At 73.9% G+C, this 16,031-nt stretch carries 16 protein-coding genes; 12 read left to right on the top strand and 4 right to left on the bottom strand.

The annotated features are described in order from the left end of the window. Positions 1-108 precede the first annotated feature (108 nt). The 5 genes from ASC82_RS13650 to ASC82_RS13630 are packed head-to-tail and all read left to right on the top strand — an operon-like array spanning position 109 to position 4,342. On the top strand, positions 109-996 hold the full coding sequence (locus tag ASC82_RS13650) for an ABC transporter permease subunit (protein ID WP_056648498.1): 888 nt from the start codon (positions 109-111) through the stop codon (positions 994-996). Then, complete coding sequence (locus ASC82_RS13645) at positions 984-1,835, top strand: ABC transporter permease subunit (RefSeq protein ID WP_056646683.1); 852 nt, start codon at positions 984-986, stop codon at positions 1,833-1,835. Before ASC82_RS13650 ends, ASC82_RS13645 begins: the two co-directional genes overlap by 13 nt. Next, positions 1,832-2,905, top strand: a complete 1,074-nt coding sequence (locus ASC82_RS13640) for an ABC transporter ATP-binding protein (protein WP_056646681.1) — start codon at positions 1,832-1,834, stop codon at positions 2,903-2,905. The genes ASC82_RS13645 and ASC82_RS13640 overlap by 4 nt, the downstream gene beginning before the upstream one ends. Further along, complete coding sequence (locus ASC82_RS13635; protein WP_056646679.1) at positions 2,902-3,555, top strand: HAD family phosphatase; 654 nt, start codon at positions 2,902-2,904, stop codon at positions 3,553-3,555. Before ASC82_RS13640 ends, ASC82_RS13635 begins: the two co-directional genes overlap by 4 nt. A gap of 25 nt (positions 3,556-3,580) precedes the next feature. Further along, positions 3,581-4,342 carry a GntR family transcriptional regulator gene (locus ASC82_RS13630; protein WP_056646676.1) on the top strand — a complete coding sequence of 254 codons (762 nt, stop codon included), beginning with the start codon at positions 3,581-3,583 and terminating at the stop codon, positions 4,340-4,342. Between the two features lie 18 nt (positions 4,343-4,360). Here ASC82_RS13630 and ASC82_RS31055 read toward each other — a convergent pair whose 3' ends face one another. Together ASC82_RS31055 and ASC82_RS13620 are read right to left on the bottom strand one after the other, a co-directional pair. Beyond that, entirely contained in the window at positions 4,361-4,909 is a 549-nt protein-coding gene (locus ASC82_RS31055) for a phosphonate degradation HD-domain oxygenase (RefSeq protein WP_056646673.1), read from the bottom strand. Continuing rightward, positions 4,906-6,000, bottom strand: coding sequence for a TauD/TfdA family dioxygenase (locus tag ASC82_RS13620; RefSeq protein WP_242427645.1), 1,095 nt, complete (start codon positions 5,998-6,000; stop codon positions 4,906-4,908). The genes ASC82_RS31055 and ASC82_RS13620 overlap by 4 nt, the downstream gene beginning before the upstream one ends. A gap of 207 nt (positions 6,001-6,207) precedes the next feature. On the opposite strand from ASC82_RS13620, the gene ASC82_RS13615 reads away from it, so the two are divergent. The 3 genes from ASC82_RS13615 (at position 6,208) to recQ (ending at position 10,916) form a co-directional block, all read left to right on the top strand. Further along, a complete protein-coding gene (locus ASC82_RS13615) occupies positions 6,208-7,977 on the top strand; it encodes a histidinol-phosphate aminotransferase family protein (RefSeq protein ID WP_056646670.1) in 1,770 nt (589 codons plus the stop codon). An 8-nt stretch (positions 7,978-7,985) separates the two neighbouring features. After that, positions 7,986-8,789: a phosphatidate cytidylyltransferase gene (locus ASC82_RS13610; protein ID WP_199862552.1), complete on the top strand. Its 804-nt coding sequence runs from the start codon at positions 7,986-7,988 to the stop codon at positions 8,787-8,789. A gap of 93 nt (positions 8,790-8,882) precedes the next feature. Next, a complete protein-coding gene (recQ, locus tag ASC82_RS13605; RefSeq protein WP_056646669.1) occupies positions 8,883-10,916 on the top strand; it encodes a DNA helicase RecQ in 2,034 nt (677 codons plus the stop codon). A gap of 38 nt (positions 10,917-10,954) precedes the next feature. On the opposite strand, the gene ASC82_RS13600 is transcribed toward recQ, so the two are convergent. Then, positions 10,955-11,620, bottom strand: coding sequence for a class I SAM-dependent methyltransferase (locus ASC82_RS13600; protein WP_107105890.1), 666 nt, complete (start codon positions 11,618-11,620; stop codon positions 10,955-10,957). A gap of 127 nt (positions 11,621-11,747) precedes the next feature. Between ASC82_RS13600 and ASC82_RS13595 the strand changes: the two genes are divergently transcribed. Genes ASC82_RS13595 through ASC82_RS13580 form a run of 4 tightly spaced genes read left to right on the top strand, consistent with a single transcriptional unit; the run spans position 11,748 to position 15,002 of the window. Beyond that, complete coding sequence (locus ASC82_RS13595) at positions 11,748-12,689, top strand: hypothetical protein (protein ID WP_056646666.1); 942 nt, start codon at positions 11,748-11,750, stop codon at positions 12,687-12,689. A 7-nt stretch (positions 12,690-12,696) separates the two neighbouring features. Further along, positions 12,697-13,215 (top strand): HD domain-containing protein, encoded by a 519-nt coding sequence (locus ASC82_RS13590; RefSeq protein WP_056646662.1) that lies wholly within the window; start codon positions 12,697-12,699, stop codon positions 13,213-13,215. Positions 13,216-13,260: 45 nt separating this feature from the next. After that, on the top strand, positions 13,261-13,923 hold the full coding sequence (locus ASC82_RS13585) for an RNA polymerase sigma factor (RefSeq protein ID WP_056646659.1): 663 nt from the start codon (positions 13,261-13,263) through the stop codon (positions 13,921-13,923). Beyond that, a complete protein-coding gene (locus ASC82_RS13580) occupies positions 13,920-15,002 on the top strand; it encodes a CU044_5270 family protein (RefSeq protein WP_056646655.1) in 1,083 nt (360 codons plus the stop codon). The genes ASC82_RS13585 and ASC82_RS13580 overlap by 4 nt, the downstream gene beginning before the upstream one ends. Here the strand turns inward: ASC82_RS13580 and ASC82_RS13575 are convergent. Then, the gene (locus ASC82_RS13575) at positions 14,992-15,885 is read right to left on the bottom strand and encodes a glycerophosphodiester phosphodiesterase family protein (RefSeq protein WP_079039246.1); all 894 of its coding nucleotides are present in this window, start codon (positions 15,883-15,885) and stop codon (positions 14,992-14,994) included. The genes ASC82_RS13580 and ASC82_RS13575 overlap by 11 nt on opposite strands. Between the last annotated feature and the right edge of the window lie 146 nt (positions 15,886-16,031).

Below are 16,031 nucleotides of genomic sequence, written 5' to 3'. Positions count from 1 at the left end.
CACTCCTCCGCAGCCCCGTCCGGGGCCGTCCGCGCGCACGACGCGCGGCCGGCCCCGGCGGGTGCCGCCCACGAGGCCACCCCGCCCGCCGGTACCGCCGGTTCCCCCATGATCGACGGCACCACGGGCCGCCCGGCGAAGACCGCTCCCGCACGCCGGGCCCGCCGCCTGCCGCTCCCCGGCGGCCTGTTCGCCGCCCTGCCCCTCTTCCTCGTCATCGGACTCGCCTTCGGACTGCCCGCGCTCGCCATGACCGACGGCGCCTTCACCCTCGCCGACGGCTCGTACGGCCTCGACAACCTCAGCCGCTCGGTCGACGGCGCCTACCGCACCGCCCTCCTCGGCAGCATCGAACTCTCCGCGCTCACCGCCGCCGGCGGCACCCTCTTCGGGCTGCTCCTCGCCCAGGCCGTCGTCTCCTCGCGCGGCCGCGCCCTGCGCGAGGCCGTGCTCACCGCCTCCGGCGTGCTCGCCAACTTCGGCGGCGTCCCGCTCGCCTTCGCGTTCGTCGCGACCCTCGGCAACGCCGGCGTCCTCACCACCAGTCTCGGCCTCGGCGACCACGGCTGGTCGCTCTACAGCTTCTGGGGCCTCGCCCTCACCTACCTGTACTTCCTGGTGCCGCTCATGGTCCTGACCGTGGCACCCGCCCTCGACGGGCTGCGCGTCCAGTGGCGGGAGGCCGCCCGCGACTGTGGCGCCTCCGCCCGGCAGTACTGGCGCCACGTCGGCCTCCCGGTCCTCCTGCCGTCCCTCCTCGGCGGGTTCGTGCTCCTCTTCGGCAGCGCCTTCGCCGCCTACGCGACGGCCGCCGCCATGGTCGGCAGCTCCGTACCCCTCGTGACGCTCCAGATCGCCGACGCGCTCTCCGGCAACGTCCTCGTCGGCCAGGAGAACGTCGCCCTCGCGCTCAGCCTCGACATGGTCGTCGTCGCGGCCCTCGTGATGGCCGTCCACCTCCCCCTCCAGCGAAGGAGCACAAGATGGCTCGCCTAGGCCGCCCCCTCGTCCTCCTGCTCGCCGGGATCTACTTCCTGGTGCCGCTGCTCGCCTCCACCGTCTTCACCGTGAACATCCCCGGACAGGGGGTCACCCTCTCCTCGTACACCCGGATCTTCACGGCGCCCGGCTTCACCGGCAGCCTGCTGCTCTCGCTCGGGCTCGCCGCCGCGACCGTCGCACTCGTCCTTCTGATAACCGTCCCCGCGGCGGTCGCGGCCCGGCTCTCCGCGCCCCGGCTGCGCCCGGTCCTGGAGGTCGTCTGCACCCTGCCGCTGGTGGTGCCGCCGGTCGCGCTGACCGCCGGGCTCGGCACCGTCCTGCGCTGGGGCCCCGAGAAGCTGTCGACGACCCCGCTCTACCAGACGTTCGTGGCCGTGCAGAACCCGGACTTCCCCCTCGTCCTCGTCCTCGCCTACGCCGTGATGGCGCTGCCCTTCGTCTACCGGGCGCTCGACGCGGGGCTGCGCTCCGTCGACGTGCGCACCCTGGTCGAGGCCGCGCGGGACTGCGGGGCGTCCTGGCCGCGGGCGCTCGTCTCGGCCGTGCTGCCCAATCTGCGGGGCACCCTCCTGAACGCCTCGTTCCTGACGCTCGCGCTGGTGCTCGGCGAGTTCACGGTCGCCTCGCTCCTCGGATTCCGGCCCTTCGCGGTCTGGATGGTGCAGGCCTCCGGCTCGGACGCCCGCCTCTCCGTGGCCGTCTCGCTGCTCAGCCTGCTGCTGACCTGGGTGCTGCTCCTCGCCCTCACGACGGTGGGAAACCGCCGCCGGACACCGCGCTCCTCCCGTACGTTCGAAGTCCCCGCGGCTTCCCAAGGAAAGACCTCCCGATGACCGTGCTCGACCAGCCGGTACGCACCGGCGCCGCCCTCAGCATCCGTGGCCTGCGCCGGTCCTTCGGCTCCGCCGTCGCGCTCGACGGCCTCGACCTCGACGTCGCCCCCGGCGAACTCCTCGCCCTGCTCGGCCCGTCCGGCTGCGGCAAGACGACCGCGCTACGCGTCCTCGGCGGATTCGAGAAGCCCGACGAGGGCCAAGTCCTGCTCGACGGCGAGGACATCGTGCCCGTCGCCGCCGAACGCCGTGACACGGCCATGGTGTTCCAGTCGTACAGCCTCTTCCCGCACCTGACCGCCGCCGACAACGTCGCCTTCGGGCTGCGGATGCGCAAGGTCCGCACCGCCGAACGACGGGCGCGCGCCGCCGAACTCCTCGAACTCGTCGGGCTCGCCGGCCACGGCGACCGCTTCCCGCACCAGCTCTCCGGCGGCCAGCAGCAGCGCGTCGCCCTCGCCCGCGCCCTCGCGCTCCGCCCCCGGCTCCTGCTCCTCGACGAACCGCTGTCGGCGCTCGACGCGCGCGTGCGGCTGACCCTGCGCGAGGAGATCCGCCGGCTCCAGCTGGAGCTCGGCATCACCACCGTGTTCGTCACCCACGACCAGGAAGAGGCGCTGTCGATGGCCGACCGGGTCGCCGTGATGAACGGCGGCAGGCTGGAGCAGTGCGCCTCGCCGACCGAGCTGTACGAGCGTCCCGCGACGGACTTCGTCGCCGAGTTCATCGGCACGATGAACCGGATCCCGGGCCGTGCCGACGGCGACGGCACGGTCGACGTCCTCGGGGTACGGCTGCCGGTCGAGGGCCCCGCGGGCTCCGGCCCGGTCACCGCGCTCGTCCGCCCCGAGGCCCTGGAGATCGAGGCGGCGGACGGCGGTACGGGCCGGATCGTCGCCACCGCGTTCCACGGCCCCACCACCCGCGTGCGCGTCGCCCTCGCGGACGGCACGGACGTCAAGGCCGACGTGCCGACGCACGCCGCCGCCGCGCTGACACCCGGCACGGCCGTCACCGTACGGCCCCGGCAGCGGCCCGTCGTCCTCGCCGCAGCGGGCGGTGCCCGATGACCCGGCTCCAGGCCGTCCTCTTCGACATGGACGGCACACTCGTCGACACCGAGGGCGTCTGGCTCGACGTGGTCGAGGCCGCCGCCGCGCGCCGGGGCCGCACCCTGGACGCCGAACACCGCACCGCGGTCACCGGGCGCTCCGTGGAGGACACGGCCGCCCTGCTCCGGGCCCACCTGGACGCGCCGGCGGCGGAGCTCGCCGCCGAGCTGGGCGCCGACTTCGCCGCACGCCTCGACGTGGCCGCCGTGCCCCGGCCGGGCGCCCTGCGGCTCCTCGCCGCGCTGCGCGCCCGCCGCGTCCCGACGGCCCTGGTGTCGGCCTCGCCCCGGGCGGTCGTCGCGCAGGTCGCCGGCACCCTGGACGGGCACCGCTTCGACGCGCTGTTCGGCGCCGAGGACACCGTACGCACGAAGCCGGAGCCCGACCCGTACCTGGCGGCCGCGGTGGCGCTCGGCGTCGAACCGGCCCGCTGCGTGGCCGTCGAGGACAGCCCGACCGGAGTCGCCTCCGCGCTCGCCGCCGGCTGCCGGGTGCTCGCCGTGCCGTCGACGGAACCGCTCGCGGACTTCGCCGGGACCGAAGGCGTCACGCTCGCGGACTCGTTGGCCGACGTGGACCCCGAGATGTTGATCTCCCTGGTCCGTTGAGCCAGGGCCGTGACAGGGTGGGCGTGTGAGTGTGAGTGAGGGACGGGCCAGGACGCCGCTGTATCTGAAGGTCGCCGCCGATCTGCGGACCGCCATCTCCGCGGGCGAGTACGGCTCGGGGGCCAAGCTGCCCGCCGAGGACGAACTGGCCCGCCGGTACGGCGTGTCCAGAGGGACGGTCCGCCAGGCGCTCGCCGCGCTGCGGACCGACGGACTCATCACCTCACGCCGCGGTTCGCGCCGGGTGGTGCTCGGCGGGCCCCGGCTGCACAGCTTCGGCGAGCTCCGCTCCTTCACCCGCTGGGCGCGCTCGCTCGGCGAGGAGCCCGGAGGCCGGATCGTGGCCGTCGACCGCGTCCCGGCGGACGCGGAGGAGGCCGAGAAGCTGCGCGTCACGGAAGGCACGCCCGTCTACCGGGTGCGGCGGCTGCGGACGCTCGCGGGCACGCCGGTGATGGTGGAGCGCACGACGTATCCGGAGCGGATCGGGGAACTGGTCGCCGGGATGCCGCCGGACATGGTCTCGCACTCGGAGCAACTGGAGCTGCACGGCGTGCTGTTCTCCGACGCGCGGCACACCATCGACCTCGTGCCCGCCGACGCCGACGACGCGGAACTGCTCGGCTGCCGGATCGGCGATTCGCTGCTGCGGGAGCGGCGCCACTCCACCGACCCCGCCGGGAACCCGGTGGAGTGGTCCCAGGACCGCTACCTGCCCGGGACGGTGGCCTTCACGATGCAGAGCTCGACGGCGACGAGCGCGCTGGGGCGCCGGCTCGGGTCCTGAACCGGCGCCCGCCGTCCGTCACTTGGTGAGCAGCCCGGCCAGCAGGGGCCGGAAGTGGGCGAAGCCGGGGGTGTCCATGTCGGGGTCCTTCGCCTGCTCGTCCCAGCGGCGTACGGCGACGGCGTCGGCGGCCCCCGGGTGCGCCTCGAAGGCGCGCACCTGCTCCTCGGTCATCGGCCCGCCCTGCACGGCCAGGGTGTGGACGGACGCCTCGGAGAGCAGGGCGAAGTAGCCGGGCTCGACGGCGCACAGATAGCGCTTGGCGGCGACGTGCAGCCGTACGGGCTCGGTGACGTCGGGCCCGAACCACCGGCCCAGCCAGTCGGCTCCGGTGTGGCTGTGCCGGTTGTCGGTGCCGTTCTCCATCAGGTCGCGGCCGGTGGCCGCGCCCTGGAAGTGGCCGACGTCGTGGAGGAGCGCGGCGGCGACCAGGTGCGGCGGGGCGCCCGCGGCCTCGGCGAGCGCGCCTGCCTGGAGCATGTGCTCCGCCTGCGTGACGGCCTCGCCGAGGTACTCGGCGCTGCCCTCGCCCTCGAAGAGACCGGCGAGGATGTCGAGCGGGTTCACCGGGTGCTCCCTTCCCGGCGCAGGACGGCGAGGGTGGAGGCGAGGCCGTCGATGTCGGCGTAGGCACCCTGGAGGTGACGGTCGCCGGACTCGGCGAACGCCGTCCGGGCGTGCAGCAGACGGGTGTTGTCGAAGATCAGGCAGTCGCCGGGCACGAGCCGGAAGTCCAGCTGGAGCTCCGGCCGCAGCAGCAGCTCGCCGAAGCGCCGGTAGGCGGCGTAGAAGGCGTCGAGGCGGTCGGCGGGCAGCCGCAGCGTGCCGATGGAACGGTTGTTGAAGCGGATCTCGCGGATGCGTCCGTCCGGATCGGTGCCGATCAGCGGCCGGTGGGCGCGGAGTTCGGTGCGCTCGTCGGCGAACGCGAAGGGGACGGGGACGCGCGTGAGGATCTCGTACGCCTCCGGTGCCTCGGCGCGCAGCAGGGCCGCGGCGTGGAAGCCGTCGACGAGGCCCGAGTCGCCGCCCTGGGCGGCGTTGACGAGGCAGTGCAGCAACTGGAGCGTGGGGACGGGGTCGCGGTACGGGTTGTCGGTGTGCGGGGTGATGCGGGCGCCCGTGAAGGCGAGGTTGTTGGGGTCGGCCTCGACCCGCACGTCGAAGAGCTCGCCGTAGTTGGTCTCGCGGACGTATCCGAACGTCCCTGCCACGTCGAGGACGTGACGGTCGCGGACCGGGACCCCGCGCAGCAGGACGAAGCCGAGGCGCAGGACGGAGTCGAGGGCGGCGGCGCGGACGGCCGGGTCGCCGAGGTAGGCGTTCCAGTCGGCCTCGGGCAGCCCGCCGTCGAAGCGGCTCGCTGCCCACAGCTCCTTGTCGTCCTCCGTGCGGCCGTCGCCGGGGGCGGCGGAGGCACCGGGGAGGTGGTCGCCCAGCCAGCTCTCGGGATAGACGGAGCGGTGCCCGTCGGGGGACCAGACGACCTCGCGCGCGGGCGAGCCGTCAGGGGTGCGGGCGTCGCGGACGGCGTCGACGGCGAGCGCGCCGGGGAGTTCGGTGATCTGGAACAGTTTCTGGCCGTTCCTGGGGTCCCGGCAGTCCGCGCAGGGGCAGTTGTCGCGCAGCCAGAGGGGGGAGGCGGAGGCGAGTGACATGAGAGGATCTCCAAGTTGTACAGACAACTTTCGTTCGGGCGTGAGCCTCGCAGCCGCGGGTGGCCGAGGGGTTACGGCCGGATGGACGGCGCCGCCCCGGCGCGCGCGTTCTCCTCATCCCCGGGTGAGTACGCGTACTCAGGTGCCGCCGACAGCGCTCCTCCATGCTGAGGCGCGAACGCCGAACCATCCGCAGGGGGAACACACATGGACCACGCCGTACAGCTGCGCACCGCCACGCCTCGGGATCTCGACTGGATCCACGAACTGCGCCACCGCGTGTACGCGGAGGAGCTGGGCCAGCACCCGGTGGACCCGTCGGGGCGGCTGAGCGACGGGCTCGACGGCGACAACGTGTATCTCGTGGCCGCGCGCGGAGAGACGCGGATCGGCTTCGTCAGCCTCACCCCGCCGTGGGTGGGCCGCTACTCGCTGGACAAGTACCTGACGCGCGAGGAACTGCCGGAACTGACGGAGGAGGCGCCCTTCGAGATCCGCGTCCTGACCGTCGAGCCGCGCTGGCGGTCCACCGCCGCCGCGCCCCTCCTCATGTACGCGGCGCTGCGCTGGGTCGCGGCGCGCGGCGGCCGCCGGGTGGTGGCGATGGGCCGCACGGAACTGCTCGACATGTACCTCGCCGCCGGGCTGCGGCCCGTGGGGCGCACGGTCCGCTCGGGCGCCGTCTCCTTCGAGGTGCTGAACGGCTCCGTGGCCGAACTGACGAGGACGGTCGGGGAGCGGCACGGCCGAACCCTGGAGCGGCTGCGGGCGACCCTCGACTGGCGCCTGGACGTGCCCTTCGCACCGCGCGCTGACGGCTGCGAGCACGGCGGCGCCTTCTTCTCGGCGATCGGAACGGACTTCCGGACGCTGACCCGCCGTCACGAGGTGGTCGCCGCCGACGTGCTGGACGCCTGGTACCCGCCGTCCCCGGCGGTCCGCGCCGTCCTGACGGAGGACCCGGGGTGGGCGGCACGGACCTCGCCGCCGACCGGCGCGGAAGGGCTGCTCGCGGAGATCGCCGCGGTCCGCGGGCTGCCGGAGGAGTCGCTGGTCGTCGGGGCGGGCTCGTCCGACCTGATCTTCCGGGCGTTCGGCCGGTGGCTGACACCGGGCAGCCGGGTGCTCCTCCTCGACCCGAGCTACGGCGAGTACGCCCACGTCACCGAGCGGGTGATCGGCTGCCGGGTCGACCGGCTCCGGCTGAGCCGCGAGGACGGCTGGCTCCTCGATCCGGCCCGGCTCGCCGCCGCGACCCGGAGCGGGAAGTACGACCTCGTCGTGGTGGTCAACCCGAACAACCCCACCGGCCGCCACGCTCCCGCCGACGCCCTGCGTGCGGTGATCGAGGCCTCGCCCGCGCGGACCCGGTGGTGGATCGACGAGGCGTACCTGGGCTACGTCGACGCCGCGGACTCCCTGGCCGGGCTCGCCGCGGCCGACCCCCGGGTCGTGGTCTGCACCTCGCTGTCGAAGATGTACGCGCTGTCGGGCATGCGGGCCGCCTACCTGGTCGCCGACCCGGCGACGGCCGGAGAGCTCCGCCGCTGGACGCCGCCGTGGCCCGTGAGCCTGCCGGCCCAGCTGGCCGCCGTGACGGCACTGCGCGACCCCGCGTACTACGAGGAGCGCTGGGCGCGCACCGCCATGCTGCGCCGGGAGCTCGCCGCCGGGCTCGCGGAGCTCGACGGGTTCGCCTCGGTCGACGAGGGAGTGGCGAACTTCCTCACGGTGACCCTGCGGCCGGACGGGCCGAGCGCGGCCCGGGTGGTGCGCGAGTGCCGCCGCCACGACGTGTACCTGCGGGACCTGTCGCCGATGTCCCCGGCGTACGAGGGGCGGACCTTCCGCGTCGCCGTCCGCGACACGGCGGAGAACGCGCGGATCGTGGCGGCGTGCCGGAGCGCCTTGGAAGCGCTGGACGCGGAGTCGGCGGCGGTGGCGTCGGGCGTTCCGGGTGGGCGGATCTCCCTGTGAGTCTCCCGGTGACGACCGTCCCCGACCTCGTGCCGTACCTCGGCGGGGCCCTGGCGGCCGGAGGGATCGCGGTGGCGGCGACCCGGCGGCGTGAGCTGATGGTCCGCTGGTGCGTCTGGGCGCTCGGCGTGCCCCTGGTCACGGCCGCGTTCTGGTTCGGTCCGCCGGGGATCGCGGTCCTCGCGGCCGTGGTCGGGGTGATCGCGGTGGCCGAGTTCGGGGGGCTGCTACGGCTGGGCCCGGTGGACCGGGCGGTGCTCGGTGCGGCGGTCGTCGGGCTCGTCCTGACCGCCTGGCTGGCCCCGGGGGAGATGCTCCGGGTCGCGGCGGCCGGAGCGCTCGTGATCGCCGGCGTGCCCCTGCTGTCGGGCGACGCGGAGCACGGGCTCCGCCGCCTCGGCGCGGGCCTGCTCGGGCTCGTGTGGCTGGGCGCCCTGGCCGGCCTCGTGCCGTTGGGCGCCCTCGGCCTCGTCCTGTTCGTGGCCGTGTCGATCGCCGACATCGTCGCGTACGCGGCGGGCCGCCGGTTCGGCGGCCCCCGGCTCTCCCCGCTGTCGCCCGCCAAGCGGTGGAGCGGCACGCTGGCCGGGGCGGCGGCCGGGCTCGGCACGCTCGTCGTGCTCTCGTCCCTGACCTGGCAGACGGCGGTGGCCGTGGCCGTCGGCGGCCCGCTCGGCGACCTGCTGGAGTCGATGGTCAAGCGGGGCGCCCGGGCGAAGGACGCCGGCCGGTGGCTTCCCGGCTCCGGCGGTCTCCTCGACCGGATCGACTCCCTGCTCGTCGCCCTCGCGGTGGTGCTGGTACTGGGCTGAGCCAGGGATCCGCCGCCTCGCGCGGGCCGGGGGTTGTCCACAGGTTGCCGCGGACGCGACCGGGGTGTCGGTCGGGGCCGCTAGGCTTCACGAATGGTCCTTTCCGACGCATCCGCCCAGGTCTCCGACGCCTCGCAGGTGCTCCACCGCGTCTTCGGCTACAGCTCCTTCCGCGGGGAGCAGCAGGAGATCATCGAGCAGGTCGTCGGCGGCGGCGACGCGCTCGTCCTGATGCCGACCGGCGGCGGCAAGTCGCTCTGCTACCAGATCCCGGCGCTGGTCAGAGACGGTACGGGCGTCGTGATCTCACCGCTCATCGCCCTCATGCAGGACCAGGTGGACGCGCTCAGAGCCCTCGGTGTGCGGGCCGGATTCCTGAACTCGACGCAGGATCCGTACGAGCGGCAGGCCGTCGAGCAGGCCTTCCTCGCGGACGAGCTGGACCTGCTCTACCTGGCCCCCGAGCGGCTGCGGACCGAGGGCACGCAGCGGCTGCTCGACCGGGGCAAGGTGTCGCTCTTCGCGATCGACGAGGCGCACTGCGTCGCCCAGTGGGGCCACGACTTCCGGCCCGACTACCTGGCCCTGTCGATGCTGCACGAGCGCTGGCCCAAGGTGCCGCGGATCGCGCTGACCGCGACGGCCACCGAGGCCACCCACGCCGAGATCGCGGCGCGACTCGGCCTGGAGGAGGCCCGCCACTTCGTCGCGGGCTTCGACCGGCCGAACATCCAGTACCGCATCGTCCCGAAGAACAACCCGCTCAAGCAGCTCCTCGACCTGATCAGGACCGAGCACGACGGGGACGCGGGCGTCGTCTACTGCCTTTCGCGCGCCTCGGTGGAGAAGACCGCGGCGGCCCTGGTCGAGCAGGGCATCGACGCCGTGCCGTACCACGCGGGCATGGACGCCCGCGCGCGTGCCGCGAACCAGTCGCGCTTCCTCCGCGAGGACGGGGTCGTCGTGGTGGCGACGATCGCCTTCGGCATGGGCATCGACAAGCCGGACGTGCGCTTCGTGGCCCACCTCGACCTGCCGAAGTCGGTCGAGGGCTACTACCAGGAGACCGGCCGCGCCGGCCGTGACGGCGAGCCGGCCACGGCCTGGCTGGCATACGGCCTCCAGGACGTGGTCCAGCAGCGCAAGCTCATCGACGGCTCCGAGGGCGACGAGGCGCACCGCCGCGCCCTGGGCATGCACCTGGACGCCATGCTCGCGCTCTGCGAGACGGTCGACTGCCGCCGCGTACGGCTCCTCGCGTACTTCGGGCAGTCGGGCGAGCCGTGCGGCAACTGCGACACCTGCCTGACCCCGGCCGAGTCCTGGGACGGGACGGTCGCGGCGCAGAAGCTGCTGTCCACGGTCTGGCGGCTGGCCAAGGAGCGGCGCCAGAAGTTCGGGGCCGGCCAGATCATCGACATCCTCCAGGGCAAGAAGACGGCCAAGGTCATCCAGTTCGACCACGACGGCCTCTCCGTGTTCGGCGTCGGCTCGGACCTCGGGACGGCGGAGTGGCGCGGCGTCGTCCGTCAGCTCCTCGCCCAGGGCCTGCTCACGGTGGAGGGCGACTACGGCACGCTCGTCCTGACGGAGAACAGCGGCGAGGTGCTCGGAGGCCGTCGCAGCGTCCCGATGCGGAAGGAGAAGGCGCCCGCCGCCGCGTCCCGCAAGGAGTCCGGGGCGCGCTCGGGGAAGGGCGCCCGCGTACCGGTCGACCTGCCCGCCGCCGCCGTGCCGGTCTTCGAGGCCCTCCGCGCCTGGCGGGCGGCGACGGCACGCGAGCAGGGCGTTCCCGCGTACGTCGTCTTCCACGACGCGACGCTGCGCGAGATCGCGACGCTCTTCCCCGGCACGGTCGCGGAGTTGGGCACCGTCGGCGGCGTCGGCGAGGCCAAGCTGACGAAGTACGCCGAGGGCGTCCTCGCGACGCTGGCGGAGTGCGAGGCCCCGGCCGCAGGGTCGGCCGCGCCCGCTCCCGCCTCCGCCCCCGCGCCTGCCTCCGCTCCCGCCCCCGCGCCTCGCGGGGCGGCTGCCGGACGCGGGGCGCGGTACGAGGACGAGCCGCCCTTCGAATTCGACGAGCCGCCGGCCGACATGGACGAGTTCGAGCCGCCCTGGGACGAGTGACGGACCCCCGGGCCGGAGGAACCCCTCACGGCCCGGGGTCACCCGCCGGGAAGTTCCTCCGCCCGGCGGGCGTAACAGAAGACGTGGTCCTCAGGGCCCGCCTGAGCGTCGTCCGGCTGGAAGACGGAGACGGCGTGGTGGAGGACGTCGAGCCCGCACTCCTCGCGGATCTGACGCACGTACTCCTCGGCCGAGAAGCTGGAGACCCTGACCCGGCGTCCCATCCACTCGATCTCCACGTCGTCGACGTCCGCCGGGACGGTGGCCGTCACGAGGTAGCCGCCGGGCGCCAGCCAGCCGGCCATCCGCAGCAGCGCGGCGGACACCTCGGCCCGGCTCATGACGAGGAGCGGGAAGAACGCGCACACCGCGTCGAAACCGCCCTCCGGCGCCTCGAAGTCATGGACGCCGCACTGCTCGAACCGCGCCTCCGGCACCTGGGCGCGGGCCAGCTCGACCATCGTCCGGGACACGTCGATCCCCGTCACGTCGCACCCCGACCGCACCAACAGGTCGGCCACGGGCCGGCCGGTGCCGCTGCCGACGTCGAGGACCCGGGCCCCCGCGGCCAGCCGGCCGGTGAGCCACTCGATCGCCTCCAGCTGCGCCGGAAGGTGCCCGAAGGCCCGCTCGTACTCGATCCCCATGCCGTCGAACAGCTCCGCCGCCGACAAGGCCTTCCGCTCCGACCCCTGTTCCCGCACGCCGCTTCCCTTCCTCGCACCGTCGGGCCCGCCGGACGGCCGCCGTACGGGCCGTCCGGCTGACCCACTACCCTTCTCGGGCGATCCCTACCACCCGGATCGCTCGTGGCGACATCGGAGGCTGGGAATGACGGGGAACGGGCGAAGGGTCCTGCGAGGCTGCGTCGCGACGGCGCTCGTCGGCGTCATCGGCGCCGGAGCCGCCGCGTGCGGCGACGACTCCGCGGACTCGGCCGGCGGTTCGCGGACGGGACTCACCGCCGCGCTCGGCACAGCACCCGAGGCGGACGCCGGCGCGGTCCTCACCTACACCGACGTGGCGGCCACCCGACGGCTGGTGAAGCAGGACAAGAAGCTGTACGGCGGCCTCGCCTCGTACGGCATCCCCGAGGTCCAGCAGGCGCAGTACGAGAAGCTCCCCCTCAAGGCGACCCACGGGTTCGACGAGAACGACGTGAACACCTCGCTCCAGATGGGCTCCGACCGCTGGCGGCTCACCGGTCGCTTCGACGTGAACGCCGTCACCGACGGCATGAAGAAGCTCGGGTACACCGAGGACACGACCGACGGCGGAGTGCTCCTGAAGAACCCGAACGGCGGAAAGGTCGCCGTCTCGGCGTCCGTACGCTCCCTGTCCATGTCGCCGGACGCGCCCCCGCCGGCGCTCGCCGCGCCGAAGGGATCGGTCGCGGACGACCCGGCCTACCAGGCCGTGGCCCGCTGCATCGGCGACGGCACCTTCTACGCGACCTTCTACGGCAAGGGCGGCAAGAGCCAGACGCCGGACGTCACGCTGTACGCGATCGGGGCCACCGCCGAGCCCGACGGCACGTCACGCGAGCGGCTGTGCGCGCTGACCGTCTCTCCCGAGGGCGCCAAGCGCACGGCCGACAAGCTGCGCGCCGTCACCGCCTCCGACTCCGGAAAGCGGTTCGAGGGCGCCACCGTCGACGCGGGCAGCGGCGGAACCCCCATGGTCACCATGGAGTGGGCCAACAACCCCCAGGCGCTCCCCGGCAACCAGAACCGCACCATGCAGCTCCCGCAGCTGCTCATGAGCGGGCGGTGAGGCGGCGGTGACGACGCTCGCGGAGGTCGACGCACTCGTCGAGCAGGCGCACGCCGGGCAGGTCGACCTGATCGGCGTCCCGTACGTCGAGCACGTCCGGGCCGTCGCCGCGGGGCTCGAACCCTTCGGCGAGGAGCTGGTGATGGCCGGTCTCCTGCACGACGTCATCGAGGACACCGCGTGGACGGCCGAGCGGCTCAGGGCCGCGGGCGTCCCGGACCGGGTCGTCGCCGTCGTCGAAGCCGTCACCAACCGGCCGGACCTGTCCTACGAGGCGAAGCTCCGCCTCATCGCCGAGGACCCCGACGCCACCCTCGTCAAGATCGCCGACAACGCGCACAACAGCCGCCCGGACCGGGCCGCGGAGCTGCCGCCCGCCCGGCGCGAGCGGCTCGCCGCCAAGTACCGCGGCGCGCGGGACATCCTGTGGGCGCGCGCCGACGCCGAGCGGATCGCCGCGATCCTGACGGTGGTCAACCCCGACCTCCTGGCGGAACTGCGCGCCCGGACCACCCCTCAGATGTGACCCGGCTCACGGGAACCCGCCCCGTGAGCCGGACAGACGACAGTCGTGAACACCGACACACGCGCACGGATCCGGGCCGGGGACCCCTCGGCCTTCGCCGAACTCTTCGACTCCCACGCCCGGAGCGTCTACAACCACGCCTTCCGGCTGACCGGTGACTGGTCGGTCGCCGAGGACGTGATGGCCGCGACCTACCTGGAGGCCTGGCGGCTGCGGCAGAAGGTCGACCCCGACGGGGGATCGCTGCGGCCCTGGCTCCTGGGCGTCGCCACCAACGTCGCCCGCAACCACTGCCGCGGCAACCGGCGGTACCGAGCGGCCGCCTCCGCGTACGCCGCGGCGGGCGCCGCCGGGGCCGCCGTGCCCGACCACGCCTCCGAGGTCGCGGGCCGGCTCGACGACCGGCGCCGCATCGCGGCCACGCTCAGGGCCCTCGGCACGCTCCGCCGCCCCGAACGCGAGGTCCTCGTGCTCTGCCTCTGGGAGGGCCTCGCCTACACCGAGGTGGCCGCCGCCCTGAACGTCCCGGTCGGCACGGTCCGCTCCCGGCTCTCGCGCGCCCGCGCCAAGCTCCGTACCGGAGCCGAGGAAGAACTCGCCCGAGAAATCAGGGAATCTCGCGAAATCCGGGAACCCGCCCCCCGCCCCCGACAGACAACAGGTGATCGCACGAACGCGGTCCGGCCCGCACAGGAGGGAATCCGATGAACCCCGAACCGACCGACCCCCGCACGGCACCCCGGCACGAGGCCGGTGACCTCCCGGCGATCGAGGAGCGCGAGCTTCCTCCGGGCCGTCACCAGTTCCACAAGGAGCGCCTGATGAGCCAGATCCACGACGACCGCACCGCCGCCGCTGCCCGCGCCCAGCGAGCCCCGGGCAGCCGCAACCCCTTCCTGCGCAAGGCGGTCCTCCTGCCCGCCGTGACCGCGCTCGCCGGCGCGCTCGTGGTCGGCGTCCTCGTCCTCACCCCCGGCGGCACCGGCGGGAACGGCGACGACCGCGCCTTCGGCCCCGCCCTCACCACCCGGATCGGCGCCGTCGACGCGAAGGGAGCCCCCCGGCTCCTGGACCGCATCTCGCTGGCCGCCGCCGAGGTCGACGCCCCGAAGGCCCGGGCCGACCAGTTCGTCTACATCGAGTCCCGGTCCGCGAACACGCACGTGAGGACCGAGGGCGACGAGAGCCGCCTCGTCAGCGAGCCCCTGCACACCCGGAAGTCCTGGCGGTCCCCGGACGGCCGTGAGGGCTGGATGATCGAGCCGGGCAACACCGGACCCGAGGGCATCTCGCTGGCCGGACCCGACGAGACCGGCAACACCGCGAAGCCGCACCTCGGCGCGCCCACGCACGACTACCTCGCCGCGCTCCCCACCGACCCCGACGCACTGCTGCGGAAGATCTACAAGGAGACCGAGGGCCAGGGCAGCGGCCCGGACCAGCAGGCCTTCACCACCATCGGCGACCTCCTCGGCGAGAGCTGGCCGTCCCCCCGCCTCACCGCCGCCCTCTACCGGGCCGCCGCGAAGATCCCCGGTGTCGTCATGGTGGACAGCGCCACCGACGCCGTCGGCCGCAAGGGCGTCGCGGTCGCGCGGCTCGACGAGTCCAGCGGCTCGCGCACCGAGTGGATCTTCGACAGCAAGACCCTCACCTTCCTGGGGGAGCGCACCATCCAGGTCGAGGGCGACGCCGGCGAGGGCGGACTGATCAAGCCGGGGACCGTCATCTACACCCACGCGATCCTGGTCAGGTCCTTCGTCGACGATATGAAGGTCACCCCGTAGGGGTCCTTCCCGCGATCCAGCCGGCGAGCTCGGCCGGCCGGTTGGTGATGATCCCGTCCACTCCGAGGGCGTCCAGCGCCTTCCAGCGGACGGGACTGTCGACCGTCCAGACGTTCACGGCCACGCCCGCGGCGTGCAGTTCGCGGACGATCTGGGGGCGGCGGGCGAGCGCGGTGTCCGAGACGTTGTACGCCGTGAGGCCCAGCTCCTCGGAGAGGGCGACCGGGTCCGCGTCGAGGGTGCTGCGCAGCAGCCCGATCGGCAGCTCGGGCGCGAGCTCGCGGGTGTACTGGAGCGTCGGGATGTCGAAGCTCTGGACGAAGACCCGGCCGCTCATGGACTGCTCCCGGACGTCCTGGAGGATCCGGGCCACCTCGGCGTGGCTGTGGCGGCCCTTGATCTCCAGGAGCAGGTTCCCGCCGCGCTCCCGCAGGTCCTCGAGCTGGGCCGCGAGGGTCGGGACGCGGGCCCCGGCGTAGGCGGGCGCGAACCACGAGCCGGCGTCCAGCGCGTCGAGCCGGTCGGAGGTGAGGGAGCGGATCGGGCCCGTGCCGTCGGTCGTCCGGTCGACGGTCGCGTCGTGCAGGATGTACGGCACGCCGTCCTTGCTGGGCTGGACGTCGTTCTCGATCCACTTGGCCCCGCCCCGCCGGGCCACCTCGTCGGAGACCAGGGTGTTCTCGGGAGCGGCGGAGGACGCGCCCCGGTGGGCGATCACGGTCGGCGCCGCCCGGACCGCCATCCTCCCCGCGAGGTGGCCGGCCGGCTCGGCGAAGAGGGTGGAGGGAGCGGCCAGCACCAGAACGGCGGCGACCGCCGTCGAGCCGTAGGTGACGCGTCCGGGGCGCCGGAGCCGAGGAGTGGTCGTTCGTCCGTCATTCATGAACGTACAGCTTAGGTACGGACAGTGACGCTGCGTGAACCACACACCGGACCGCATCCGACGAATCGGCGACGCCCCCGCGACTCACGGGACCGGGCGGGCGAAACCGGACGAACGACCGACGGTGAGGGACGAGCGGGACGCGG

The sequence above is a fragment of the Streptomyces sp. Root431 genome (assembly GCF_001426585.1).
Taxonomy (GTDB): domain Bacteria; phylum Actinomycetota; class Actinomycetes; order Streptomycetales; family Streptomycetaceae; genus Streptomyces; species Streptomyces stackebrandtii.
This window is presented reverse-complemented; position numbering and strand designations above follow the sequence as displayed.